Source organism: Streptomyces sp. 840.1 (assembly GCF_003751445.1).
In the GTDB taxonomy this organism is placed as follows: Bacteria; Actinomycetota; Actinomycetes; order Streptomycetales; family Streptomycetaceae; genus Streptomyces.
Map to the genome: position 1 here is coordinate 953,549 of NZ_RJUU01000003.1, position 25,318 is coordinate 978,866.

At 70.5% G+C, this 25,318-nt stretch carries 18 protein-coding genes; 4 read left to right on the forward strand and 14 right to left on the reverse strand.

The annotated features are described in order from the left end of the window. Positions 1 to 99 precede the first annotated feature (99 nt). The 4 genes from EDD93_RS36715 to EDD93_RS36730 all read left to right on the forward strand — a co-directional run bounded on the left by EDD93_RS36715 (position 100) and on the right by EDD93_RS36730 (position 6,633). Positions 100 to 1,782, forward strand: coding sequence for a thiamine pyrophosphate-binding protein (locus EDD93_RS36715; RefSeq protein ID WP_123530862.1), 1,683 nt, complete (start codon positions 100 to 102; stop codon positions 1,780 to 1,782). Positions 1,783 to 1,798: 16 nt separating this feature from the next. Continuing rightward, positions 1,799 to 3,028 (forward strand): formyl-CoA transferase, encoded by a 1,230-nt coding sequence (gene frc / locus EDD93_RS36720; RefSeq protein WP_123530864.1) that lies wholly within the window; start codon positions 1,799 to 1,801, stop codon positions 3,026 to 3,028. A gap of 2 nt (positions 3,029 to 3,030) precedes the next feature. Next, the gene (locus EDD93_RS36725) at positions 3,031 to 5,169 is read left to right on the forward strand and encodes an acetate--CoA ligase family protein (RefSeq protein WP_123530866.1); all 2,139 of its coding nucleotides are present in this window, start codon (positions 3,031 to 3,033) and stop codon (positions 5,167 to 5,169) included. 69 nt (positions 5,170 to 5,238) lie between these two features. Continuing rightward, positions 5,239 to 6,633, forward strand: coding sequence for an OFA family MFS transporter (locus tag EDD93_RS36730; protein WP_123530868.1), 1,395 nt, complete (start codon positions 5,239 to 5,241; stop codon positions 6,631 to 6,633). A gap of 101 nt (positions 6,634 to 6,734) precedes the next feature. Here the strand turns inward: EDD93_RS36730 and EDD93_RS36735 are convergent, their stop codons facing one another. The 14 genes from EDD93_RS36735 to EDD93_RS36800 all read right to left on the reverse strand — a co-directional run bounded on the left by EDD93_RS36735 (position 6,735) and on the right by EDD93_RS36800 (position 25,305). Next, complete coding sequence (locus EDD93_RS36735) at positions 6,735 to 7,913, reverse strand: sugar phosphate isomerase/epimerase (protein ID WP_123530869.1); 1,179 nt, start codon at positions 7,911 to 7,913, stop codon at positions 6,735 to 6,737. 49 nt (positions 7,914 to 7,962) lie between these two features. Further along, complete coding sequence (locus EDD93_RS36740) at positions 7,963 to 9,351, reverse strand: nucleotide pyrophosphatase/phosphodiesterase family protein (RefSeq protein WP_123530871.1); 1,389 nt, start codon at positions 9,349 to 9,351, stop codon at positions 7,963 to 7,965. Further along, positions 9,348 to 10,523, reverse strand: a complete 1,176-nt coding sequence (gene eboE, locus EDD93_RS36745) for a metabolite traffic protein EboE (RefSeq protein WP_123530873.1) — start codon at positions 10,521 to 10,523, stop codon at positions 9,348 to 9,350. Before eboE ends, EDD93_RS36740 begins: the two co-directional genes overlap by 4 nt. 4 nt (positions 10,524 to 10,527) lie before the next feature. Next, positions 10,528 to 11,376 carry a TatD family hydrolase gene (locus EDD93_RS36750; RefSeq protein ID WP_123530875.1) on the reverse strand — a complete coding sequence of 283 codons (849 nt, stop codon included), beginning with the start codon at positions 11,374 to 11,376 and terminating at the stop codon, positions 10,528 to 10,530. Next, positions 11,376 to 12,104, reverse strand: coding sequence for an EboA domain-containing protein (locus tag EDD93_RS36755; protein ID WP_123530877.1), 729 nt, complete (start codon positions 12,102 to 12,104; stop codon positions 11,376 to 11,378). The genes EDD93_RS36750 and EDD93_RS36755 overlap by 1 nt, the downstream gene beginning before the upstream one ends. Positions 12,105 to 12,141: 37 nt before the next feature. Continuing rightward, positions 12,142 to 12,999: a sugar phosphate isomerase/epimerase gene (locus EDD93_RS36760; protein ID WP_123530879.1), complete on the reverse strand. Its 858-nt coding sequence runs from the start codon at positions 12,997 to 12,999 to the stop codon at positions 12,142 to 12,144. Further along, positions 12,996 to 13,940 carry an SCO3242 family prenyltransferase gene (locus tag EDD93_RS36765; protein WP_123530880.1) on the reverse strand — a complete coding sequence of 315 codons (945 nt, stop codon included), beginning with the start codon at positions 13,938 to 13,940 and terminating at the stop codon, positions 12,996 to 12,998. Before EDD93_RS36765 ends, EDD93_RS36760 begins: the two co-directional genes overlap by 4 nt. Beyond that, on the reverse strand, positions 13,937 to 15,055 hold the full coding sequence (locus EDD93_RS36770) for an inositol-3-phosphate synthase (RefSeq protein ID WP_123530882.1): 1,119 nt from the start codon (positions 15,053 to 15,055) through the stop codon (positions 13,937 to 13,939). The genes EDD93_RS36765 and EDD93_RS36770 overlap by 4 nt, the downstream gene beginning before the upstream one ends. Positions 15,056 to 15,184: 129 nt before the next feature. Continuing rightward, entirely contained in the window at positions 15,185 to 18,898 is a 3,714-nt protein-coding gene (locus tag EDD93_RS36775) for a ThuA domain-containing protein (protein ID WP_123530884.1), read from the reverse strand. A 384-nt stretch (positions 18,899 to 19,282) separates the two neighbouring features. Continuing rightward, on the reverse strand, positions 19,283 to 20,287 hold the full coding sequence (locus EDD93_RS36780; RefSeq protein ID WP_123530886.1) for a sugar phosphate isomerase/epimerase: 1,005 nt from the start codon (positions 20,285 to 20,287) through the stop codon (positions 19,283 to 19,285). 12 nt (positions 20,288 to 20,299) lie between these two features. Continuing rightward, positions 20,300 to 21,550 carry a Gfo/Idh/MocA family protein gene (locus EDD93_RS36785; protein WP_123530888.1) on the reverse strand — a complete coding sequence of 417 codons (1,251 nt, stop codon included), beginning with the start codon at positions 21,548 to 21,550 and terminating at the stop codon, positions 20,300 to 20,302. 68 nt (positions 21,551 to 21,618) lie between these two features. Next, positions 21,619 to 22,659 (reverse strand): substrate-binding domain-containing protein, encoded by a 1,041-nt coding sequence (locus EDD93_RS36790; protein WP_123530890.1) that lies wholly within the window; start codon positions 22,657 to 22,659, stop codon positions 21,619 to 21,621. Positions 22,660 to 22,729: 70 nt separating this feature from the next. Next, positions 22,730 to 23,782, reverse strand: a complete 1,053-nt coding sequence (locus EDD93_RS36795) for an ABC transporter permease (protein ID WP_123530892.1) — start codon at positions 23,780 to 23,782, stop codon at positions 22,730 to 22,732. After that, positions 23,779 to 25,305 (reverse strand): sugar ABC transporter ATP-binding protein, encoded by a 1,527-nt coding sequence (locus EDD93_RS36800; RefSeq protein WP_123530894.1) that lies wholly within the window; start codon positions 25,303 to 25,305, stop codon positions 23,779 to 23,781. The genes EDD93_RS36795 and EDD93_RS36800 overlap by 4 nt, the downstream gene beginning before the upstream one ends. Positions 25,306 to 25,318 lie beyond the last annotated feature (13 nt).

Sequence of the window (25,318 nt, forward strand, 5' to 3'; positions counted from 1 at the left end):
TCATACAGTATTCGTCGACTGTATGCAATGTACTGCGGAGTCACTGCGCCGAGCGCTGGAGCGGCTCCCGCACTCCCCTACGAAGGGACAGGGATCTTCATGCCCGAGGACAGCCAGGACCTCATTTCCGGTGGGCACTTGGTCGCCAAGGCGTTGAAGGCCGAGGGGGTGGAACGCATCTACACCCTCTGCGGCGGTCACATCATCGATATCTACGACGGCTGCGTCGACGAGGGCATCGAGGTCGTCGACGTACGCCATGAGCAGGTCGCCGCCCACGCCGCCGACGGGTACGCGCGGATCACCGGCAAGCCCGGCTGCGCCGTCGTCACCGCCGGGCCGGGGACCACCGACGCGGTGACCGGGGTCGCCAACGCCTTCCGCGCCGAGTCACCCATGCTGCTGATCGGCGGTCAGGGGGCGCACAGCCAGCACAAGATGGGCTCCCTCCAGGACCTGCCGCACGTCGAGATGATGTCCCCCATCTCCAAGTTCGCCGCCACCGTTCCCGACACCGCACGCGCTGCGGACATGGTGTCGATGGCCTTCCGCGAGTGCTACCACGGGGCGCCCGGCCCGTCCTTCCTGGAGATCCCGCGCGATGTGCTGGACGCCAAGGTGCCGGTCGAGCGGGCCCGGGTCCCGCAGGCCGGGCAGTACCGGGCCTCGACCCGTACGGCCGGCGACCCCGCGGCCGTCGAGCGGCTCGCCGACCTGCTGGTGCACGCGGAGAAGCCGGCCATCCTGCTGGGCAGTCAGGTGTGGACGACCAGGGCGACGGACAGCGCGACCGAACTCGTACGGACCCTGAACGTCCCGGCGTACATGAACGGGGCGGGGCGCGGCACCCTGCCGCCCGGCGACCCGCACCACTTCCAGCTGTCGCGGCGCTACGCGTTCTCCAACGCCGACCTCATCATCGTCGTGGGGACCCCGTTCGACTTCCGCATGGGCTACGGGAAGCGCCTCTCCCCCGACGCCACCGTCGTCCAGATCGACCTGGACTACCGCACGGTGGGCAAGAACCGGGACATCGACCTCGGTATCGTCGGGGACGCCGGGATGGTGCTGAAGGCCGTCACCGAGGCCGCGAGCGGGCGGCTCAACGGGGGTGCGGTCAGGCGCAAGGCCTGGCTGGAGGAGCTGCGTACCGCCGAACAGACGGCGATCGAGAAGCGGTTGCCGAGCCTTCGGTCCGACGCGGCGCCGATCCACCCGTACCGGCTGGTCAGCGAGATCAACGACTTCCTCACCGAGGACTCCATCTACATCGGGGACGGCGGCGACATCGTCACGTTCTCCGGCCAGGTGGTGCAGCCGAAGTCGCCCGGCCACTGGATGGACCCCGGTCCGCTCGGCACGCTCGGGGTCGGGGTGCCGTTCGTGCTGGCCGCCAAGCAGGCCAGGCCGGACAAGGAGGTCGTGGCGCTGTTCGGCGACGGCGCGTTCTCCCTGACCGGCTGGGACTTCGAGACGCTGGTGCGCTACAACCTCCCGTTCGTCGGCATCGTCGGCAACAACTCCTCGATGAACCAGATCCGTTACGGCCAGAAGGCCAAGTACGGCGACGAGCGCGAGCGGGTCGGAAACACCCTGGGCGACGTGCACTACGACAAGTTCGCCCAGATGCTCGGGGGTTACGGCGAGGAGGTCCGCGACCCCGCCGACATCGCGCCCGCGCTGCAGCGGGCCCGCGAGTCCGGTCTGCCGTCCCTGATCAACGTATGGGTCGATCCAGACGCGTACGCCCCCGGAACCATGAACCAGACCATGTACAAGTAGCAGAGGAGCCGTTGGCATGACCAAAGCTCTTGAGGGCGTGCGCGTCCTCGACATGACACACGTACAGTCCGGTCCCTCCGCCACCCAGCTGCTCGGCTGGCTCGGGGCGGACGTGGTGAAGCTGGAAGCGCCGAGCGGTGACATCACCCGCAAACAGCTGCGCGACCTCCCCGACGTCGATTCGCTCTACTTCACGATGCTCAACTGCAACAAGCGGAGCATCACGCTCAACACCAAGAGCGAGCGGGGCAAGGAGATCCTCACCGAACTCATCCGCCGCAGCGATGTGATGGTGGAGAACTTCGGCCCGGGGGCCGTGGACCGCATGGGGTTCACCTGGGAACGCATCCAGGAGATCAACCCCCGGATCGTCTACGCCTCCATCAAGGGGTTCGGCGAGGGCCCCTACACCAACTTCAAGGCCTACGAGGTGGTCGCCCAGGCCATGGGCGGCTCGATGTCCACCACCGGCTTCGAGGACGGACCGCCGCTGGCGACGGGGGCGCAGATCGGTGACTCCGGCACCGGGATCCACGCCGTCGCCGGCATCCTGGCCGCGCTCTTCCAGCGCGAGAGCACCGGGCGGGGACAGCGCGTCAACGTCGCCATGCAGCACGCCGTGCTCAACCTGTGCCGGGTGAAGCTGCGCGACCAGCAGCGACTGTCGCACGGGCCGTTGGCCGAGTACCCGAACGAGGACTTCGGCGACGAGGTGCCCCGCAGCGGCAACGCCAGCGGCGGCGGACAGCCCGGCTGGGCGGTGCGGTGCGCGCCCGGCGGCCCCAACGACTACGTGTACGTGATCGTGCAGCCCGTCGGCTGGAGCCCGCTCGCCTCGCTCATCGGCCGTCCGGAGCTGGTGGACGACCCCGAGTGGGCGACACCGGAGTCCCGCCTGCCGAAGCTCGGCAAGATGTTCCAGCTCATCGAGGAGTGGTCCGCCACCCTCCCCAAGTGGGACGTCCTGGAGCAGCTCAACGCGCACAACATCCCGTGCGGGCCGATCCTCTCCACCAAGGAGATCGTGGAGGACGAGTCGCTGGCCGCCAACGAGATGATCGTTCGGGTCGAGCACCCCGAGCGCGGGACGTTCACCACCGTCGGGAGCCCGCTGAAGCTGTCCGACTCCCCCGTCGATGTGGTGACTTCACCGCTGCTCGGTCAGCACAACGAAGAGGTGTACGCCGGTGAGCTGGGCCTCGGTGACGAGGAACTGCGGCTGCTGAAGACGAGCGGAGTCATCTGAGCATGGTCGAATCACAGGATCGCGAACAGATCGGGCGCTTGCTCGAATCCGTCCGGGCCGCCGGACGCACCGCCCTCACCGCCCCCGAGGGCAAGATCGTGGCGGACGCCTACGGGATCGCCGTGCCGGGCGAGGCGCTGGCCCGGGACGTGGACGAGGCGGTGGCCCATGCCGACCGGCTCGGCGGGCAGGTCGTCCTGAAGATCGTCTCCCCCGATGTGCTGCACAAGACGGATGCCGGCGGCGTCGTCGTGGGGGTGTCGGGCGCCCCGGCCGTACGGGAGGCCTTCTGCCGCATCGTCGGGAACGTCCGGGCGTACGCGCCGGACGCGCGGATCGACGGTGTTCAGGTGCAGCAGCTGGTGCCGCCGGGCCAGGAGGTCATCATCGGCGCGGTCACGGACCCGACGTTCGGGAAAGTGGTCGCCTTCGGCCTGGGCGGCGTCCTCGTTGAGGTGCTGAAGGACATCACCTTCCGGCTAGCACCGGTCACCGCCGACGAGGCGTGCTCGATGCTCGACTCGATCGGCGCGGCCGAGGTCCTGCGCGGCGTGCGCGGCGCCCCGCCGGTGGACCGGTGGGCGCTGGCCGAGCAGATCCGGCGGGTGTCCCAGCTGGTCACAGACTTCCCGGAGATCGCGGAGGTCGACCTGAACCCGGTGATCGCGGCCCCGGACGGTGCGGTCGCCGCCGACATCCGGATCCTGCTGGCCACCGAGCCCGTGAAGGAGCGCCGGAAGTACGGGCGGGAAGAGATCCTCGCCTCGATGCGCAGGCTGATGGAGCCGCGCTCGGTCGCGGTGATCGGCGCCTCCAACGAGCCGGGGAAGATCGGCAATTCGGTGATGCGCAACCTCATCGACGGCGGGTTCGCGGGGGAGATTCACCCGGTGAACCCGCGGGCCGATGACATTCTGGGCCGCAAGGCGTACAAGAGTGTCACGGACGTTCCCGGTGAGGTGGATGTGGCGGTCTTCGCGATCCCGGCCAAGTTCGTGGCGTCGGCGCTGGAGGAGGTGGGCCGCAAGGGCATCGCGAACGCGGTCCTGATCCCGTCCGGTTTCGCGGAGACCGGTGAACAGGCCCTCCAGGACGAGATCGTGGCGATCGGTGAGCGGTACGGGGTGCGGTTGCTCGGGCCGAACATCTACGGCTACTACTCGACGTGGCAGGACCTGTGCGCCACCTTCTGCACCCCGTACGACGTCAAGGGCGGGGTGGCGCTGACCTCCCAGTCCGGTGGCATCGGCATGGCCATCCTCGGCTTCGCCCGTTCGACGAAGACCGGTGTCTCCGCGATCGTCGGGCTCGGCAACAAGTCGGACCTCGACGAGGACGATCTGCTCACCTGGTTCGGTGAGGACCCGCACACCGAGTGCATCGCGATGCACCTGGAGGACCTCAAGGACGGGCGCGCCTTCGTGGCGGCGGCGCGGGCGACCGTGCCGAAGAAGCCGATCGTGGTCCTGAAGGCGGGCCGGACGAGCGCGGGCGCGAAGGCGGCCGGTTCGCACACCGGCGCGCTGGCCGGCGACGACGCCGTGTACGACGACATCCTGCGCCAGGCAGGAGTGATCCGGGCACCTGGGCTGAACGAGATGCTGGAGTACGCGCGGGCGCTCCCGGTGCTGCCCGCGCCCAAGGGTGACAACGTCGTCATCATCACCGGGGCGGGCGGTTCGGGCGTGCTGCTCTCCGACGCGATCGTGGACAACGGCCTTTCGCTGATGGAGATCCCGCCGGATCTGGACTCCGCGTTCAAGGCCTTCATCCCGCCGTTCGGCGCGGCAGGCAACCCGATCGACATCACGGGCGGTGAGCCGCCCTCGACGTACGAGGCGACGATCCGGCTCGGCATGGAGGACCCGCGCATCCACGCGCTGGTGCTGGGCTACTGGCACACGATCGTGACCCCGCCGATGGTCTTCGCGGAGCTGACCGCCCGGGTGGTCCAGGAGTTCCGGGAGCGCGGGATCGAGAAGCCGGTGGTGGCGTCGCTGGCCGGGGACACCGAGGTCGAGGAGGCCTGCGCGTATCTCTTCGAGCGCGGCGTCGTGGCCTACCCCTATACCACCGAGAAGCCGGTCGCGGCGCTCGGTGCGAAGTACCGCTGGGCAAGGGCCGCGGGGCTGCTGACCTGACCCTTCCCAGGCACGAGGAGTTTGGACAGGGGGCGCTGGCCAGGTTCTTTCGAAGCCAAGGGGAGTTTCATGAGCACAGAAGGACGACCGGGCGCGTCAGCCGTCGCGTACCGGGAAGTGACGGACGGCAAGGGCCGCGTCTACCGGGTCGGTGAGACGGACCTCAGCATTCTCGGCCACAGCCGCAAGTTCATGGTGTATCTGCCGTGGATCGCGATGATGGCCATCAGCGTGTCCGAGTACGCGTACGGCTCGGCGGAGGACACCCTCTCCGAGGCGCACGGCTGGACACAGAGCAACACCTTCTGGATTCTCAGCGTGTGGGTCTTCTTCCAGGCCGGGATAGCCTTCCCGGCCGGGTGGCTGCGTGAGAAGGGCATACTCACCGCGCGCCGGGCGATGTACATCGGCGCCGCGCTCTGCCTCGTCGGCTTCCTCGCGCTCTCGCACCTCGACAACGTCTTCGCCGCGATCTGCGGCTTCGGTGTCATCGGCGGTCTGGGGTCCGGGCTGATCTACGCCACCTGCATCAACATGGTCGGCAAGTGGTTCCCGGAACGGCGCGGCGCGAAGACGGGCTTTGTCAACGGAGGCTTCGCCTATGGTGCGTTGCCCTTCATCTTCATCTTCAACTACGCCTTCGACACCGGTAACTACAACGAGGTGCTCGATCTCATCGGTGTCTACGTCCTGATCGTCGTGGCGATATGCGCCTGGTTCTTCAAGGACCCGCCGAAGAACTGGTGGCCGGCGGAGGTGGATCCGCTGAACTACGCCGGGAACACGAAGAGTTCCGCGAGTCTGGCGAAGAATCCTCCGGCGTCCAAGCAGTATACGCCGAAGGAGGCCATCAGGACCGGGATGCTGCCGCTCATGTGGATCACCATCGTCCTGACGGCCGGAGTGTCCATCTTCGGGATCTCGTTCCAGGTGGACTACGCCAAGGAGGTCGGCTTCGGCCCCCTGGTCGCGGCGTCCTCCATGGGGGTCATGGCGGTCATCAACGGCGTCGGGCGTGCCGTCGTGGGATGGCTGTCCGACATCTGGGGCCGCAAGCTGACCCTGGTGTTCGTCATCGTCGTGCTGGGCCTCGCCCAGTTCGGTGTGATCTGGGCCGGCAACCTGCACAGCGAGTGGCTGTTCCTGTTCTTCGCCTTCCTCTCCGGCTTCGGCGGCGGCGCCTTCTACCCGATGTTCGCCGCCATGACCCCGGACTACTTCGGGGAGAACTACAACGCCACCAACTACGGCCTCGTCTACAGCGGCAAGCTGGTCAGCGGGCTGTTCGGCGGTGGGCTCGGCTCGATGGTGGTCGACTCCTGGGGCTACAACGGCGCCTACGCGCTGGCCGGGGCGATCTCCATGGTGGCGGCGTGCATCGCGCTGATGCTGAGGCAGCCGGGACGGCCTCGGACACGGGATATCGCACCCAATCCACAGCCGATCAGCCGGGAAGTCGTCTAGGAGCAGCGCATTTCCGTTTCCATCACGGCCTCGGGCCTCCCCGCAGTGTGCGGGGAGGCCCGACGTACGGGGCACGGCGGGGGCGGGCCCCCGGCGGGGTGCTACTTGCGCAGCGCCGCGATGCCCTGGTAACTGGTCCGCGCCTGGTCCAGCGACTGCCCGAGGTCGGTCGAGCTCGGTGCGTTGTCCTGCTCGATCATCGGGTTGCGGTAGTTCGCCTCGCCGACCCGGCTGAAGAAGGTCCGGTAGTCGATGATCCCGTTGCCGAAGGCGACCATGTCGTAGCCCTCGCCACTGGTCTCGTTGGCGACGCCGTCCTTGGCGTGGAACAGCGGGTAGCGCTTGTTGTTGCGGCGGACCAGTGCCGCGGGGTCGAAGACGTTCTCCCGCTTCGATCCGTCGAGCGCGGTGTAGGTGTGGAACTTGTACTGGGCGACGTGCGCCCAGAAGACGTCCATCTCCAGCCATACGGTCTTGGGGTCGGTGACCTTGAGGAAGTACTCCAGCTTGCGGATGCCGGAGCTGCGGGTGGGCCGGCCCTGGTCGTCCAGGGGACCGCCGTCGAGCAGGAAGCCGTAGGCCGCGTCGTGGTTGTGGGTGTAGAGCTTGATCCCCGCGCGATGGGCGATCTTCCCCATCGCGTTCCACTTGTCGGCCGCCACGTCCCAGTCGGCACGGTAGGCGCTGCCGGTGGGGTCGCCGCCGGTACCCATGTGGTCCATGCCGAGGATGTTCGCTATTTCGAGGCTCCGCTTGAACTGGTCCAGATCGCTCTGGCTCAGCGGCCAGGACGACGGGATGAAGCCGTGGTTTCCCTGGGCGCGCAGGCCGTAGTCGTCCAGCCACGAGCGCAGCAGCTTCGCGCCCGCCACCGTCTCGAGGTTGCTGCCGCCGGGTGCGTTGGCGTGCTGGCCGAACCCTGCGAACTCGACCTGCTTGTAGCCGTAGCGGGCGAGCTCCTTGAAGACGTCGCGGAAGCCCGAGGGAAGGCTGGTGCTCAGCGGATCGCGGCCCGTCGCGTCGCGCACGGTGTAGAGGATGATCCCGCGCTTCGACGCCGGGACCAGCGCCTGGCCGTGGCCGTTGCCGTGCCCGTGGTCGTGCCCGTGGCCCTTCCCGGGGTGGGAGGAGTGGGCGAAGGCCGGCGACGCGCCGAGTACGGGTGCGGCGATCGCCGTGGCCGCGGCGGCGGTGCAGGTGCTGAGGAAGCGGCGGCGGTTGACGCCGAGGGTGCGGCGCAGGGCGCTGTCGGTTCCGGATTCGTCGTTGTACTCGGTCACGGTCTCTCTCTTTCTCGAAGACGCGCACAGGGCTGCGCGCGGACCGATCTCATGCGAGGCCGGCAAGCGTGAGGAGCAGGGACTTCACTTCGGTGGCCCGGACCGGGCCGCTGAAAGCGTGGGGGGTGGAGCAGAGGATGAGCGGCCCTTCTTCGTCGCTCAGGGGAAGGCGGCCGTGGCTGCCGCGGATCGGTGACGGGTCGAGCGGGACGACCGCCATGCGGTAGCGCATGCCGAGCTTCTTGCGGGCGACGGCGGTCGCGGCCTTGACCCTGGCGTACGGGTCCTGGGGGTCCAGGAAGAGTTCGACGGGGTCGTAGCCGGGTTTGCGGTGGATCTCGACGAGCTGGGCGAAGTCGGGCGCGCGGGCGTCGTCGAGCCAGTAGTAGTACGTGAACCAGGCGTCCGGCTCCGCGACGGCGACCAGCTCGCCGGAGCGCGGATGGTCGAGCCCGTTCGCCTTCTTGCCCTCGTCGTCCAGGAGCTGCTCGATGCCCGGCAGTCCGGCGAGCGCCTCGCGGGCCGCTTCGAGGTCCTCGGGGCGGCGTACGTAGACGTGCGCGATCTGGTGGTCGGCGACGGCGAAGGCCCGGGAGGTCATCGGGTCCAGGTACTCCATGCCGTCCTGGGTGTGGACCTCCAGGAGTCCGGCGCGGCGCAGGGCGCGGTTGATGTCGACGGGCCGGTCCACCCGGGTGATCCCGTACTCGGAGAGCGCCACGACGGTGCGGCCCTCGCGGCGGGCGTCGTCCAGGAGCGGGGCGACGGCCCGGTCGAGGTCGGCCGCGGCCTTGAAGGCGCGCGGGTCGTCGGGGCCGTAGCGCTGGAGGTCGTAGTCCAGGTGCGGGAGGTAGCAGAGGGCGAGGTCGGGGTGGCGGGTGTCGATGATGTGCCGGGTCGCGTCGATGATCCACTGCGAGGAGACGAGGTCGGCGCCGGGTCCCCAGAAGTGGAACAGGGGGAAGGTGCCGAGCTTCTCGGTGAGCTCGTCGTGGAGGGCCGGCGGGCGGGTGTAGCAGTCGGGCTCCTTGCGGCCGTCGGCGTAGTAGACGGGGCGCGGGGTGACGGTGAAGTCGGTGTCGGCGCCCATCGCGTACCACCAGCAGATGTTGGCGACGGTGTAGCCGGGGTGGGCGCGGCGGGCCGCGTCCCAGATCCTGTCGCCCTCGACCAGCCCGTTGTGCTGACGCCACAGGAGGACGTCACCGAGTTCGCGGAAGTACCAGCCGTTGGCGACGATCCCGTGCTCGGCGGGCATGGTGCCGGTGAGGAAGGTCGACTGGGCGGCGCACGTCACGGCGGGGAGCACGGTGCCGAGCGGGGCGTGGGTGCCGCTCCCGCCGAGGGCCTTGAGGTTCGGCATGTGTTCGAGGAGCCGGGGGGTGAGCCCGACGACGTCGAGGACGAGGAGGGGCGTGGGTGAGCCCTCGGTGGTCATGGCAGCTCCTTGAGGCCGAGGTCGACCAGGAGGTCGCGGGCGAGGGTGAGTTCGGCGGCGATACCGTCCGCCAGCTGGGCACGCGTCCTGGGGCGCAGCTCCGCCGGGAGCGCCTGCCAGGTGTACGTCTCGACCTCCAGGTGCCGGGTGAGCGGCTGCGGACCGCCGACCAGCCGGGTCAGGGTGGACCGGAGCACGGGGAGGGTGGAGGTCAGCGGTGGCGCGGGGGGTGCGTGCAGGGGTACGTGGAAGTGGGCGCGCCACGGGGCGCTGTCGGGCAGGGTCTCGCCGGTGACCGCCTCGTCGAGGTCGTCGGTGCCGCGCAGCCCGGCGGCGGTGGCGACGCGGGTCTGGTGGAGGAAGCGGGGTTCGGCGAAGGCGGCGAGCGCGGTGCGTACCTCGGGGAGGTGCGGGTGCTCGGCGTGCAGGGCGGCGGAGAGCTGTGCCTTGACGGCGGGGATGCCCGCGGCGGCGAGCGCGTCGAGTGCGGTGTCCGGGTCCTCGAAGGAGGTGGCGAGGTGGCAGGTGTCGACGCAGATGCCGATGCGTTCGTGGGCGATGGCGGTGAGGGGTGCGATGGCGTCGGCGGTGGTCTCGACGGTGCAGCCGGGTTCGGGTTCGAGGCCGATCCGGATGGACTTCCCCGTGAGTTCGGCCAGCGCGTCCAGGCGTTCGCCGAGGGTGGTGAGCGCGGCCAGGGCGGTGCGGGCCGCTTCGGGGTCGCCGGTGTACGGGGTGCGCCAGGCGATGGGCAGGGTGGAGATGGTGCCGTCGGTGACGTCGTCGGGCAGGAGCGTGGCCAGGAGCCGGGCGAGGTCGGTGGTGTGGGCGAGGCGCTCGGGGTCCGTCCAGTCCGGTTTGTACACCCGGTACTTGACCTCTTCGGCGCCGAAGCCCTCGTACGGGAAGCCGTTGAGGGTGACGACCTCCAGTCCCCGGCGGTCGAGCTCGGCGCGCAGGGAGCGCAGTTGCGCGGGGTCGTTGACCAGGGTGCGGGCGGCGTCCCTGGCGAGCCAGAGTCCGATGCCGAGGCGGTCGCGGCCGAGCCGTCTGCGTACCGGTTCGCAGTGGTCGCGCAGTTGGGCACGGACGCCTTCGAGGGTTTCGGCCGGGTGGACGTTGGTGCAGTACGCGAGGTGGACGACGGATCCGTCGGGGTGGCGGAAGCGCATGGCCTCACTCCCCGCCGCGGAGGATGGAGTTGCCCTCGTGGAGCGCCTGCGGGGCCGGGGTGTCCAGGTGGAGGCGGCCGCTCTGGCCGTAGAAGGCGACCGGGTTGCGCCACAGCACCTGGTCGACGTCGTCCTCGGTGAAGCCGGCGGCCAGCATCGCGTCGGCCACGCCGCGGGTCTTCAGCGGGTCGCTCCTGCCCCAGTCGGCGGCGGAGTTGACGAGGATGCGCTCGGTGCCGTGCAGCTTGAGGACGGCGATCATGCGGTCCTCGTCCATCTTGGTGTCGGGGTAGATGGAGAAGCCGGCCCAGCAGCCGCTGTCCAGGGCGTCCTTCACCGTCGTCTCGTTGAGGTGGTCGAGCACGACCAGCTCCGGGGCGAGGTGTGATTCGCGTACGACGTCGATGGTGCGGCGCAGACCGGCGAGCTTGTCGCGGTGCGGGGTGTGGACGAGTGCGGGCAGCCCGTGGTCGGCGGCGAGCTGGAGCTGGGCGGCCAGCGCGGTGTCCTCGGCCGGGGTCATGGAGTCGTAGCCGATCTCGCCGACGGCGACGACGGAGTCCTTGACGAGGTAGCGCGGCAGGGCGTCCAGCACCGGGGTGCAGCGCGGGTCGTTGGCCTCTTTGGGGTTGAGGGCGAGTGTGCAGTGGTGCGCGATGCCGTACTGGGCGGCGCGGAAGGGCTCCCAGCCGAGCAGGGCGTCGAAGTAGTCGAAGAAGCTGCTCGGTGAGGTGCGGGGCTGGCCGAGCCAGAAGGAGGGTTCGACGAGCGCCCGGACCCCGGCGTCGTACATCGCCTGATAGTCGTCCGTGGTGCGGGACGTCATGTGGATGTGGGGGTCGAAGATGCGCATCAGGACTCCTCCGATGGGGCCGTTGAGGCCGTGGGGGCGGCGGGACCGGGGGCTGCGGGGCCGGTGGTGGCGGTGCCGGTGGTGCCGGCGCCGGGGGCCGTGAGGGCGAGTACGTGGTGCAGGTCGGCGGGGACGGGGCGGTTCGCGGCGATGCGCTCGGCCGCGTAGTCGCCCAGCATCCGGGCGAGTTCCGCGTCGCCCCGGGCGCGCCGGGCCAGCTGGTCGACGGCGTCGACGGGGACGCCGGTGAAGAGGCATTTGAGGACGGCGTGGCGCCAGTTGTGCGGGTCCAGGTGCTCGCCGGCGTACGGGCCGACGGCGGCGGCGATCAGCGTGGTGTCGTTGGCACGCAGGGCGTCCTCGACGAGGGCGACGGCGGTGGCGCCGAGGCCCAGTGCGGGCAGCGCGAGCAGCACGGCGCGCCGTTCGGCGGCGGTGCCCTGTTCGTAGAGCCGGGTCACGGCGTCGAGTCCGGCGCGGGCCCCGGTGAGCAGCAGGACGCGTACGGAGTCGCCGCGTTCGAGTCCGCAGTGCCGGCCGGCCGCGGCGTAGCGCAGTTCCCACGGGGGGACGGCGTAGGCGTTGGCGGTGGGTCCGGTGTCCGGGTGGGCGGCGGCGTGGGCGGCCTCGGCGAGGGCTTCGTCGAGCCAGGCGCGGGCGGCGCCCCCGAGCTGTGCGTCGAGTTCCTTACGGGTCAGCAGCGGGGCGTCCGGCGGGGTCTTCGGCATGGCGTGGCTCCCTTCGGCGGGCTGGCGGTTCGGCGGGCTAGTGGCTCGACGGACCGTGCTTGCGGAGGAACTCGATGGAGATTTCGGCGAGTTCGGGGCCCGCGTGGGAGTGGCGGGGCAGTTCGACGACGGTGAGCCCCTGGTATCCGCTGTCGCCCAGGGCGTCGAGGGCGGCGAGTACGGGCGGGAAGTCGATCTCCCCCTCGCCGAAGGGCAGGTGTTCATGGACGCCGCGGCGCATGTCCTCGATCTGGACGTGCCGCAGCCAGGGGGCCGCGTCGGTCACGCAGTCGACCGGCGAGGCCTGCTCCATGCACTGGCAGTGGCCGATGTCGAGGGTGAGTCCGAGCGGTTCCGGGTCGCCGCACAGTGCGCGCAGGTGGTGGAAGTCGGAGAGATAGGAGAGGAGATGTCCGGGCTCCGGCTCGATGGCCAGCGGCACCCCGGCCCGCTGCGCCGCGTCGATGACCGGGGCGAGCGCGCCGGTCAGCCGGTCCCAGCCGGTCCCGGCATCGGTGCCCAGGGGCATGACCCCGCTGAAGCAGTGCACGGCGTGGGCGCCGAGTTCGGCGGCGACGTCCACGGCCCGCACGAGCAGCCCGGTTCTGGCCGCCCTGGCCTCGGGGTCCGGGTCGAGCAGGGACGGGCCGTGCTTGCGGCGCGGGTCCAGGACGTAGCGGGCCCCGGTCTCCACGGTGACGCCGAGCCCCAGCTCCTGGAGCCGGGCGGCGACCCGTCGGGTGCGGGCGGCCAGGTCCGGGCCCATCGGGTCGAGGTGCATGTGGTCGAGGGTGAGGCCGACGCCGTCGTAGCCGAGGTCCGCGAGGAGGCCGAGCGCGTCGTCCAGGCGGAGGTCGGTGAGTCCGTTGGTGCCGTAGCCGAGGCGGATCGTCATGTGAGGCTCACCTTCCGGGCGAGGCTGCGGGCGAGCGGGACGAGGCCCATGACGGCGAGCGCGGTGCCGGAGGCGCCGGCCCGGGTGGCGAGGGCGGCCTGGAGCGGGATCATCGCCCGGATGCCGCCGCCGACGGCGCGCTGGGTGAGCGGTGGCGACGGGTTGAGCGCGGCGTGCACGAGCGGGCGGCCGGCGGTGCGCAGGTAGGCGCCGGTGAGCGCGGTGAGCAGGAGCCGGGCGGGGGCCGACGCCCGCTCCCCCTTCCCCGGCCGCTCCCGCACGGTCGCGGCGCCGAGTGCGGCGACCGCTGTGAGGGCGGCGAGGGGTGCGGCGGTGGAGCCGCCCTGTGCCTCGTGGCGCGAGACGGCGGTGACCGCGTAGGTGTGCGCCGTCAGCAGGGCGGCGGCGGGGAGCGCGGCGGGCACGGTACGGGCCGGGGGCGGGGTCGCGGAATCGGGGGTGGTGGTGGCGGTGACGGATGCGGTCGTACTGGCCGTCGCGGTCGCCGTCGCGCCGAGGAGGAGGTCCAGGCCGCGGGCCGCCGCCATCGCCGCCGGGCCCGCCGGGGTGTGCTTCAACCGCAGGTCGTACGCCCAGACCGTCGCCGCGAGGCCGGTGGCCACCGTAAGGGCCGGGCGGCCCGCGCGGGCGGCGAGGGCCAGGCCCGCAGCGGTCAGCGCACCGGCGGCGGTGAGCGCCGCGCGGGGGGTGATCCGGCCCGAGGGGATCGGCCGGTGCGGGCGGTCCACGGCGTCCTCTTCGCGGTCGGCCCAGTCGTTGAGGGCCATGCCCGCCTCGTACAGACAGAGCGAGGCGCCGACGGCGAGGGCGGTGGAGCGGCCTGGGCGGCGGCCGACGGCTGCCGCGCCCGCCAGCGCGTCGCCCGGCACGGTGAACAGCGCGGAGACCCTGAGCAGTTCCGCCCAGGCGCGTACCGTCACTTCTCGCCCCGCAGCCGCTCCGCGAAGGAGAGCAGCGCCAGGTACTGGGCGGAGAGGGCGGCGGGGCCGCCGTCCGGGTCCTTGAAGTAGAAGCCGAGTTCGGGGCGTGGCCCGGTCAGGCCCACCTCGTGGGCGCGCGCCAGCAGCCGTGCCAGGTCGAGGACCAGGGGCGCGGCGAGTGCCGAGTCGCAGCCCTGCCAGGTGGTCTGGAGGACCATGCGGGCGCCGAGGAACCCGTCGAACGCGATGTGGTCCCAGGCCGTCTTCCAGTCCCCGAGCGCCGGCACGTCGTCGATGTGGACCTCGCCCTCGGGGGCGGCGCCGAGCGTGTCGGCCAGGACGCGTTCCTTGCCGGCGTTCTTCGCGGCGGCCGCCGCCGGGTCGGCCAGTGCCGCCCCGTCGCCGCCGCCGAGCAGGTTGGTGCCGGACCAGGCCCGTACCGGCAGGGCCCGCTGGACGAACATCGGGGCGAGCACGGAGCGCAGCAGGGTCTGGCCGGTCTTGCCGTCGCGGCCCGCGTGAGGAAGTCCGCACGCCGCGACGGCGGCCTGGAGGGCGGGGGTGCGCAGCCCGGTGGAGGGGGTGAAGTTGACGTAGGGGCAGCCGGCTCGGAGGGCTGCTGCGGCGTAGAGGGCGCTGGCGGGCAGCCGCCGGGCGCCGGGCTCGGGGGCCGGCTCGGTGGAGGCGACGTTGATGACGACGGTCCTGGCCAGGCCACCCCGGCGGGTGAAGTCGGTGAGGTCGGCGGCGAACGCCGTGACGAGTTCCTCGTCCGTGCGGGTGTCGCCGGGGAGCGGTCCGCCGGGGCGGATCTCGGCGTCGGCCGCGGCGAGTTCGGATTCCACCGCGGAGGGCAGGCCGTGCGGCAGCACTCCCCCGGCGGCGAGCACTTCGGCGCGTTTGGGAAGTGGGCAGTCCAGGGTGTCGTGCCCGCCGAAGACCAGCGAGCCGACGGGTGGCAGACCGCTCTCGGCGAACGGTGCGGTCTCGGTGACCATGCCGGCGGCCGGGTGGAGGCCCGCCGCGACCGCTGCGCACCCCGCCGTGGCGGTGGTGGCGACGGAGCCGCGTGCTCCGATGAACCAGACTCCGGTACGAACGGCGTGTGCTGACACGGGATGCCTCCCTGGCTGGGGGTCCTGGCGGTGCAGAGCTGGTGGCGCTGTGCCTGAGGGGATGGGGACGGGGGTGCGGACGGCGGGCGGGGTGTGGTGTCCCGCCCGCCCGCCGTCCGGACGGTGGCCCTATGCGGAGGGCAGTTCCTTCAGCTGGATGTTGCGGAAGGACACCTGGTCGTCGGCCCCGTGGTTCTGGAGGCCGATGTAGCCGTCCTTGAGGCTTCGGGCCGGGTCGGTGTTGGTGAAGTCGTTGATCTTCACTCCGTTGAGGAAGATCTGGAGCCGTTCACCCTGGACCTTGATCTCGTAGCTGTTCCACTGGCCGGGCGGCCTCAGCACCTGGTCGCGTGCCTTGATGTTGGCCGACTTGAAGGTGTAGACGGCGCCGGTGGTGCGGTCGGGGGCGTCGGTGGCGTCGATCTGGACCTCGTAGCCGTTGTCGACCGCGGACCAGGGGTCGTCGGACTCCGGGAAGCCGACGAAGACTCCGGAGTTGTCGTCGCCCGACAGCTTCCAGTCGAGCTTCAGGGAGTACGACTTCAGCTCCTTGGCCTGGTAGGTGAGCAGGCCCATGCCGCCTTCGGAGCGCAGTTCACCGTCGACGACGTTGAACTTGCCGGGGCCCGCCTGCTTCCAGCCTTCGAGCGTCTTGCCGTTGAAGAGCGAGCGGTAGCCGGTGTCCGGCTTGCAGTCGGCCTTCACCTGGCCGGCCGCGTAGCGCAGCCCGCCGGAGAGGACCTTGCGGAAGTCGGGGTCGGCGTACGACTCCTTGGTGTGGCCGAGGCCGGTGTAGAAGGAGCGGCCGCCCTGGTAGCTCTGGCACCAGGTGATCGGGTGGTCGCCCTTCATGTTGCCGCCGGTGTAGGTCGTCTCGTCGAGGGTGGCGAGGACCTTGACCTTGCCGCGCGGGTTGGTGCGGTAGTTGTACAGCTCGTCGGTGCGGTCCCAGGCCTCGCCCAGGTGTGCGGTGGCCGGGTTCTTGTGGTCCTCGACCCGGACGGTGACGGGCTGGATGGCGGGGTGGCTGTCGAAGTACGCGCCGACGAGTCCGCCGTAGAACGGCCAGTCGTACTCGGTGTCGGCGGCGGCGTGCACGCCGACGTATCCGCCGCCGGTGGTCACGAAGTTCTCGAACGCCTTCTGCTGGTCGGCGTTGAGGACGTCACCCGTGGTCGACATGAAGACCACGGCGTCGTAGCGGGCCAGGTTGGAGGTGGTGAACTGGCCGGCCTCCTCCGTCGCGTCGACCGTGATGTTGCTGTCCTTGCCGAGTTCCTTCAGTGCGGCGACGCCCTCGGGAATCGCGTCGTGGCGGAATCCGGCGGTCTTGGAGAAGACCAGGACCCGCTTGGCGGTCTTGTCGGGCGGGGTGTTGGAGAACTCGAAGTCATCGAGGTCGTAGAGCGCTCCGTCGCCTCCCTTGAAGACCAGGAAGAGCTCGGTGGCCTTCTTCGGGACGCCGCGCAGGGGTACGTCGATGTCCTGGAAGACCTCCCAGCCGCCGGTCACCGGGACGGGTGCGGAGCCGAGGATCTTTCCGTCGGCCGAGCCCGAGCGGACTTCGAGGAAGCCGCCCGCCCCGCCGGAGGCGATCCGGGCGGTGAGCTTGGTGGAGTCTCCGAGGATGTACGGCTTGAAGGAGATCCAGTCGCCGTTGTCGATGTCGCCGACGGTCTTGCCGCCCTCGGCGTTCGCCTTGTCGTAGACCTTGATGCCGGACGAGTTGTTGAAGTGCTCGGCCTGGCGGTGGCGCGGCTGGAGCTGCGACTGGTCGTGACCGGTCAGCGCGGCCTGGCCGCCGCCCCCGCCATCGGTGTAGGAGGCGTCGATGACTCCGAAGATGTTGGCGTTGGGGTCGTGCCCGCCGTCCATCTCCGTCTTGATGGTGCCGGTGCAGCCGTGCGCCGAGGTGATCGGGTGGCCGTGGCTGTCGTGGCCGAGGACGAAGCGGACCTCGACCTTGGAGCAGTCGATCGTGCCGTCCTCGGGATCGGTCACGTTGACCTTGAACGGGATCTCGTCGCCGAAGGTGAACAGCTGTCCGTCACCGGGGAGTTCGAGGCTCACCTTCGGTGCGGTGTTGCCGACGGTGACGTGGACGCTCGCCTTGCCGGTGCGTCCGGTCGGGTCCTTCGCGGTGACGGTCGCGGTGTAGGTGCCGTTCTTCTTGTACGTGTAGGCGGGGTTGGCGTCCGTGGAGGTGCCGCCGTCGCCGAAGTCCCAGGCGTACGTCAGGGCGTCGCCGTCCGCGTCCGAGGTGCCGGCCGAGGAGAACTTCACCTTGAGGGGTGCGGTGCCCGAGGTCTTGCTGGCCGAGGCCTCCGCGATCGGGGAGCGTCCCCCGGTGGCGTTCTCGATGCGGTAGAGCGCCGAGTTCTCGTCGCCGCCGAACCAGGAGAGGCCGTAGTCCAGGACGTAGAGCGCTCCGTCGGGCCCGAAGGCCATGTCCATGATCTGGGTGCCGGACCACGGGATGTCGTTGATCGACTCAACCTTGCCGTCGGCGTCCTGCTCGATGCGCTTGATCCACTGGCGGCCGAACTCACCGGCGAAGAAGTCGCCGTCGTACGCCTCCGGGAACTTCACGGGCGAGTCGAGGTCGGCGTCGTAGTGGTAGACCGGTCCGCCCATCGGGGACTCGGAACCGGTGCCGAACTCCGGGACGGAACCGCCGTCGTACGGGATCCAGGCGGCCTGCGCCGGGGGCAGGTCGACGATGCCGGTGTTGTGCGGCGAGGTGTTCTTCGGGGCCGCGCAGTCGAAGGCGGCGCCGGACTGCTTGGTCGCGAAGTCGTAGTCGATGAACGGGTCGTTGTCGCCGGTGCAGAACGGCCAGCCGAAGTTGCCGGCCTTGGTGACCCGGGCGAACTCGACCTGTCCGGCCGGTCCGCGCTTCGGGTCGGCGGCTCCGGCGTCGGGCCCGTAGTCACCGACGTAGATGATGCCGGTCGCCTTGTCGATGCTGAAGCGGAACGGGTTGCGGAAGCCCATCGCGTAGATCTCGGGGCGGGTCTTGTCCGTGCCCGGGGCGAAGAGGTTGCCGTCCGGGATGGTGTACGAGCCGTCCTCGGCGACCTTGATGCGGAGGATCTTGCCGCGCAGGTCGTTGCTGTTGCCGGCGGAGCGCCGGGCGTCGAACGCCGGGTTGCGGTCGGGGCGCTCGTCGATGGGGGTGAACCCGTCGGAGGCGAAGGGGTTGGAGTCGTCGCCGGTCGACAGGTACAGGTTGCCCTGCGCGTCGAAGTCGATGTCGCCGCCCACGTGGCAGCACATGCCGCGGGACGTCTTGACGTCGAGGACCTTCTTCTCGCTGCCCAGGTCGAGGGTGCCGTCCTCCTTGAGGACGAAGCGGGAGAGCCGGTTGACGCCGTCGAACGGGGCGAAGTCGGCGGCGGTGCCGGTCTCGGGGGCGTCGCCGTCGGGGGTGTCCAGCGGGGGTGCGTAGTAGAGGTAGATCGCCCGGTTCTCGGCGAAGTCCGGGTCGACGCCTACGCCCTGGAGGCCTTCCTCGTCGTGCGAGTAGACGGGGATGGTGCCGGCGATGCTGGTGTTGCCCGAGCTGTCGGTGAGCCGGAGCTCGCCGCTGCGCGAGGTGTGCAGCACGCTGAGGTCGGGGAGGACGGCGAGGGTCATGGGCTCGCCGGTCTCGGCTGCGCCCTTGGCGAGGGTCACCTGCTGGAAGTCCTCGGCGGCCGGGGCCGGGGCGGGCTCCTCGTGGGCGGTGGCGATGCCCGATGTGCCCAGGCTGAGGGTGGCGGCGGCGAGCAGTGCGCCGGTGAACAGGGCGAGGGATTTACGGACGCGGAGCCGTGATCCGGTCCTGCTTCGGGTTCTGTGCACGAGTTGTCCTCCGGAGAGTGCCGGTTGTACGGGCGGGTGCGGGTGCTGCCGTGCCGTTCCGCGCGGGGACTGCCGCGCAGGTCAGTCGGGGCCTGTGCGGCCCCGGTGACGAGAGTCATGTCGTGTACACGTTCTGGACGGTAGACCTGTTCGTCCTGGCTGGAAAGCCCTTGTGCAGCGGTCTTGTTGAACTTTTTCCTTGGTCAGGACAAAGCAGGGTGAGGGCAGGACGGAGCGGCCCGGCGGCGTACCACGTGCCGCCGGGCACGGTGTCTTCCCCCTACTCGCCCCGCCCCCGGCCGGGGGCTTCCTGAGCCGGGCCGGCGACTGAGGCGCGGGGGCCCGGGGGCGGAGCCTCCGGAGAGGGCCCGCCCCCGGGGCGCCTCAGTCCTTGCCGCCGAACGCCGCGTCGAACGACGCGCTCGGCGGGTCGAAGTCGAACCGCTTCAGCGAGGCCAGCGCCTCCGGCGCGCCCGTGAGGCGGTCCATGCCGGCGTCCTCCCACTCCACGGAGACCGGTCCGTCGTACTCGATGGACCGCAGCATCCGGAAGACGTCCTCCCACGGCACGTCGCCGTGCCCGGCCGAGACGAAGTCCCAGCCGCGCCTCGGGTCGCCCCACGGCAGATGCGAGCCCAGCCGGCCGTTGCGGCCGTCCAGCCGCTTGCGGGCCTCCTTGCAGTCGACGTGGTAGATCCGGTCCCGGAAGTCGTAGAGGAAACCGACCGGGTCCAGGTCCTGCCAGACGAAGTGGCTGGGGTCGAAATTCAGCCCGAAGGCCGGCCGGTGGCCGACGGCCTCCAGCGCGCGGTGCGTGGTCCAGTAGTCGTACGCGATCTCGCTCGGGTGCACCTCGTGGGCGAACCGCACCCCCTCCGCGTCGAACACGTCCAGGATCGGGTTCCAGCGCTCGGCGAAGTCCTCGTAGCCCCGTTCGATCATGTGCGGCGGGACCGGCGGGAACATCGCCACCAGGTGCCAGATCGACGAGCCGGTGAAGCCGATGACCGTGTCGACCCCGAACGCGGCGGCCGCCCTCGCGGTGTTCTTGATCTCCTCGGCAGCCCGGCGGCGCACCCCTTCGGGCTCCCCGTCCCCCCAGATCCGGGCGGGCAGGATGCCCTGGTGGCGCTCGTCGATCGGGCTGTCGCAGACGGCCTGGCCGACCAGGTGGTTGGAGACCGCCCAGCACTTCAGCCCGTACTTGTCGAGCAGCTGGTGCCGGCTCTCCAGGTAGCCGGGATCGGCCAGGGCCTTGTCCACCTCGAAGTGGTCGCCCCAGCAGGCCAGTTCGAGGCCGTCGTAGCCGAAGTCACGGGCGTGCCGGCAGACCTCCTCCAGGGGCAGATCGGCCCACTGACCGGTGAAGAGGGTGAAGGGACGGGGCATGCGCAGGACCTCCTAGAGCTGTGCGGTCGGTTGTACGGGGGTGTGCACGGAGTTCTTCGCGGCGCTCTCCTCCACCGCCGCCAGCACCCGCTGCACCTGGAGCCCGTCCGCGAAGGACGGTGTGGGCGGGCCGTTCTCCGCGATGGTGCGGACCACGTCCCGGGCCTGGTGGATGAAGGTGTGCTCGTACCCGAGGGCGTGGCCCGGCGGCCACCAGGCCTCCAGGTAGGGATGCTCGGGCTCGGTGACCAGGATCCGCCGGAAGCCGGCCGTGGTGGCGGGCTCGGTGTGGTCGTGGAAGGACAGCTCGTTGAGCCGTTCCAGGTCGAAGGCGAGCGAGCCCAGCTCCCCGTTGATCTCGAGGCGCAGCGCGTTCTTCCGGCCGGCCGCCATCCGCGTCGCCTCGAAGGAGGCCACCGCGCCGGAGGCGAGCCGCCCCGTGAAGAGCGCGGCGTCGTCCACCGTGACCGCTCCTCGCGCGGCGGTGTCCGCGATCCCGGCCAGGCCGTTCGACGAGCCGTTCTGCAGGGGCCGTTCGCGCACGAAGGTCTCGGTGACCGCGGACACCCCGACCAGCAGCTCCCCCGCGAGGAACTGGGCGAGGTCGACGATGTGCGCCCCGAGGTCGCCGAGCGCGCCCGAGCCCGCGTGTTCCCGCTCCAGCCGCCAGGTGAGCGGCGAGGCGGGATCGACCAGCCAGTCCTGGAGGTAGGTGGCGCGTACGTGCCGCAGGGTGCCGAGCCGCCCCTCCGCGATCAGCTTCCGGGCATAGGTGATGGCGGGCACCTTGCGGTAGTTGAAGCCGACCACCGCCACCTGGCCGCGGGCGGCGGCGCGCGCCGCCGCCTCGGTCATGGCCTCGGCCTCCGCGACCGTGTTGGCGAGCGGCTTCTCGCACAGCACGTGCTTGCCCGCCTCCAGGGCCGCGATGGCGATCTCCGCATGGCTGTCGCCCGGGGTACAGATGTCGACGAGCTGCACGTCGTCCCGGGCGATCAGGGCCCGCCAGTCGGTCTCGGCCGCCGCCCAGCCGTGCCGGTCGGCGGCGGCCTCGACCGCCTTGCGGTCGCGTCCGCAGATCGCGGCGAGAGCGGGCCGCATCGGCAGCTCGAAGACGTGGCCGGCCGTGCGCCACCCCTGCGAGTGCGCGGCGCCCATGAACGCGTATCCGACCATGCCGACCCCGAGCGTGGGCACGCTCGGCATCGGCCGGTACGTCGGCGGCGCCGCCGCCTCCTGCTCCGTCTCTTCCCTACGGGCCATCCGGACTTCCTCCTCATCGGTGGTTCGGTGGGTGCGGCGGGAGGGTCAGCACCCTCCCGCGGGGCTGCTCAGTTGAAGCCCGTCGGCAGGTACTGGTCGATGTTCTCCTTGGTGACCACCGCGGAGTAGAGCGTGAGGTTGGTCGGGATCTCCATCTCGGAGAGTCCGGCGACACCCTTGCCCTGGCCGAGCGCGCGGGCCAGGTCGACGGCCGAGGCGGCCATCGTCGGCGGGTAGAGCACGGTGGCCTTCAGGACACTGTTGCCGGCCTTGATGGCGTCCATCGCGGACTTGGCGCCGGCCCCGCCGACCATCAGGAACTCGTCCCGGCCCGCCTGCTCGATGGCGCGCAGCGCGCCCACGCCCTGGTCGTCGTCGTGGTTCCACAGCGCGTCGAACTTCTTCTGCGCCTGGAGGAGCTGCGCCATCTTCGCCTGGCCGGACTCGACGGTGAAGTCGGCCGCCTGACGGGCCACCAGCTTGATGTTGGAGTAGTTCTTCAGCGCGTCCGCGAAGCCCTGGCTGCGCTGCTTGGTCAGCTCCAGGCTGTCGATGCCGGCGAGCTCGACGACCTTGGCGTTCGGCTTGTCCTTGAGCTGCTCGCCGATGTAGGTCCCGGCGTTGAGTCCCATGCCGTAGCTGTCGCCGCCGACGTAGCAGCGGTAGGCCTGCGGGGAGGCGAAGATGCGGTCCAGGTTGACGACGGGGATACCCGCGCGCATCGCCTCCAGGCCGACCTGGGTGAGCGCCTTGCCGTCGGCCGGCAGGATGATGAGGACGTCGACCTTCTTGTTGATGAGGGTCTTGACCTGGCCGATCTGGGCGGCGGTGTCGTTGGAGCCCTCGGTGGTCTCCAGCGTGATCTCGGAGTACTTCTTCGCCCGCGACTTCGCGTTCTCGTTGATCGCGTTGAGCCAGCCGTGGTCGGCCTGCGGACCGGCGAAGCCGATGGTGAGGGGCTTGCCCGGCTTGTCGTCGGCGGCGGGCGCGTTGCTCTGCGCCGCGGTGTCCTTCTCCTTGGGGTCGTTGCTGGTGCAGGCGCTGAGGAAGGCACCCGCGGAGACCGCCGCGGTCCCGAAAAGCAGTCCTCTTCGGCTGGTTTCTGGCATGGCTGTCAAACCCTTCATCCGTGCGTGGGCATGCGGAACAGGCGGGAAAGGATGGCGAGTTGACTAAAAGTCAGGTATCCCGGTGGGCCGACGTGCGGCTCTGGACCAGTACGGCGGCGACGATGATCGCGCCCTTGGCGATCTGCTGGACGTCGCTCTGCAGGTTGTTGAGCGCGAAGATGTTGGTGATGGTGGTGAAGACGAGGACACCCAGCACGGAGCCGACGATGGTGCCCCGGCCGCCGGTGAGCAGGGTGCCGCCGATGATCGCGGCGGCGATGGCGTCCAGCTCGTACAGGTTGCCGTTGGTGTTCTGCCCCGAGCCGGACAGGATGATCAGCATGAAGGCGGCGATGCCGCAGCAGAGTCCGGACAGCAGGTAGAGGTAGAGGCGCTGGCGCCGTACGTCGATGCCCGCCAGCCGGGCCGCCTCCGCGTTGCCGCCGACGGCGACGGTGCGGCGGCCGAAGGTCGTACGGTTCAGCAGCAGCCAGCCGATGACGGTGACCACCGCGAACATCATGACCAGCGGCGGGATGCCGAGGACGTAGGAGCCGGGCAGGCCGAGGTCCAGGACGGACTTGACGGTGACGATCTGGGTCTTGCCGTCGGTGATCAGCAGGGCCATGCCCCGGGCGGAGGCGAGCATCGCCAGTGTCGCGATGAACGGCACCAGCCGGCCGTACGCGATGAGCACGCCGTTGATCAGTCCCGCCCCGAGGCCGACGAGCATCGCGGTGAACAGGATGCCCACGAAGCCGTATTCCTGGGTGGCCAGGGTGGTCGCCCAGACCGAGGCGAGGGCGACCATGGCGCCGACGGACAGGTCGATGCCGCCGCTGGTGATGACGAAGGTCACCCCGACGGTCACCACGCCGATGACCGAGGCCTGGGTCAGGATCAGCTGAAGGTTCCCGGTGTCCAGGAAGGCGTCGGGCTCGGTGATCGCGCCGACGACGATCAGTGCGGCGAGAACGCCCAGCAGCGAGAGGCTGCGCAGGTCGACGCGCAGCCCGAGGGCTCGCGGGGACCTGTCCTTCTTCGACGGGGGCGCGGGGACGGATACGGGCGCGGCGCCCTTGTCCGGCCCGCTCTGCTGTGCCGAGGAGACGGGCTGCGTCATGACGTCGGGCTCCCTTCCATCACGAGGTCGAGTACGCGGTGCTCGTCGAGCTCCGTGGCGTCCGCCGTATGCACGACGTGACCCTCACGGAGCACCAGCACCCGGTCGGCGAGGCCCAGGACTTCGGGCACTTCGCTGGAGACGAGCAGTACGGCGAGGCCTTCGTCGGCCAGCCGGCGGATCACGGCGTAGAGCTCGGCGCGGGCGCCGACGTCCACTCCGCGGGTCGGTTCATCGAGCAGCAGCACCCGGCAGCCGCGCAGCAGCCAGCGGGCCAGGACCGCCTTCTGCTGGTTGCCCCCGGAGAGCGTGCGGACGGGGGCGTCCGGGTTGTCGGGGCGCAGCGAGAGCTCGCGGGTGGCGGCGCGGGCCGCCTTGCGCTCGGCGCCCCGGTCCAGCCAACCGCCCCTGGAGAAGCGGGACATGGTCGACACGGAGACATTGCGGGTAACGGATTCGAGCATCAGCAGGGCCTGCGCCTTGCGTTCCTCGGGGGCGAGGCCGATGCCGGCCGCGACGGCGGCGCGGACACTGCCGGGCCGCAGGGGCTTGCCGGCGACGGTGACCTGTCCGGCGGTGGCGCGGCGGGCTCCGTAGATGGTCTCCAGGATCTCGGAGCGCCCGGAGCCGACGAGCCCGGCCAGGCCGACGATCTCGCCGGGCCTGAGTTCCAGGTCGACCGGGGCGAACTCGCCCTTCCTGGTGAGGCCTTCGACCCTGAGCACCGGCTCGGCCACGCTGCTCGCGGCCGCGGTGTCCGGCCTCGGCGGGAAGACGTACTCGACATTGCGGCCGGTCATCATGGCAACGATGTCGCGCGTGGGTGTGGACTCGGCGGGCAGGCCCACCGCGACGGTCCTGCCGTCCTTGATCACGGTCACCCGGTCGCCGATCCGGCGGATCTCCTCCAGCCGGTGGGAGATGTAGACGACGGCGACCCCGTCGGCGGTCAGCGAGGCGACGATCCGGAAGAGGTTGGACACCTCGTCGGGGTCGAGGGCCGCGGACGGTTCGTCCATCACGATGAGCCGTACGTCGTGGGAGAGCGCACGGGCCATCGAGACGATCTGCTGCTGCGCGGCGGAGAGTTCACCCACCGGACGGGCCGGGTCGATCTCCGGGTGCCCGAGGCGCTTCAGCAGCGCGGCGGCGGCGGTGCGGCCGTCCCGGGTGCGGACGACGAAGCCCGCAGTGGTCGGCTCGTGGCCGAGGAAGACGTTCTCGGCGACCGACAGCCCCTCCACCAGGTCGAGTTCCTGGTAGATGGTGGCGATCCCGAGGCGCATCGCGGTGATGGGCGTCTTGAGCACAGCGGGTGAGCCGCGCCAGATGATCTCGCCGTCGTCGGGCTGGTGGGCCCCGGCGAGCACCTTGATGAGGGTGGATTTGCCCGCCCCGTTCTGGCCGAGCAGACAGTGGACCTCGCCGGCCTGGACTTCCAGGTCGACGCCGTCCAGGGCGCGCACGCCGGGGAAGGACTTGGTGATGCCGGACATGGTGAGCAGGGGTGGTTCTGGAGCCATGACAAATCCCCTC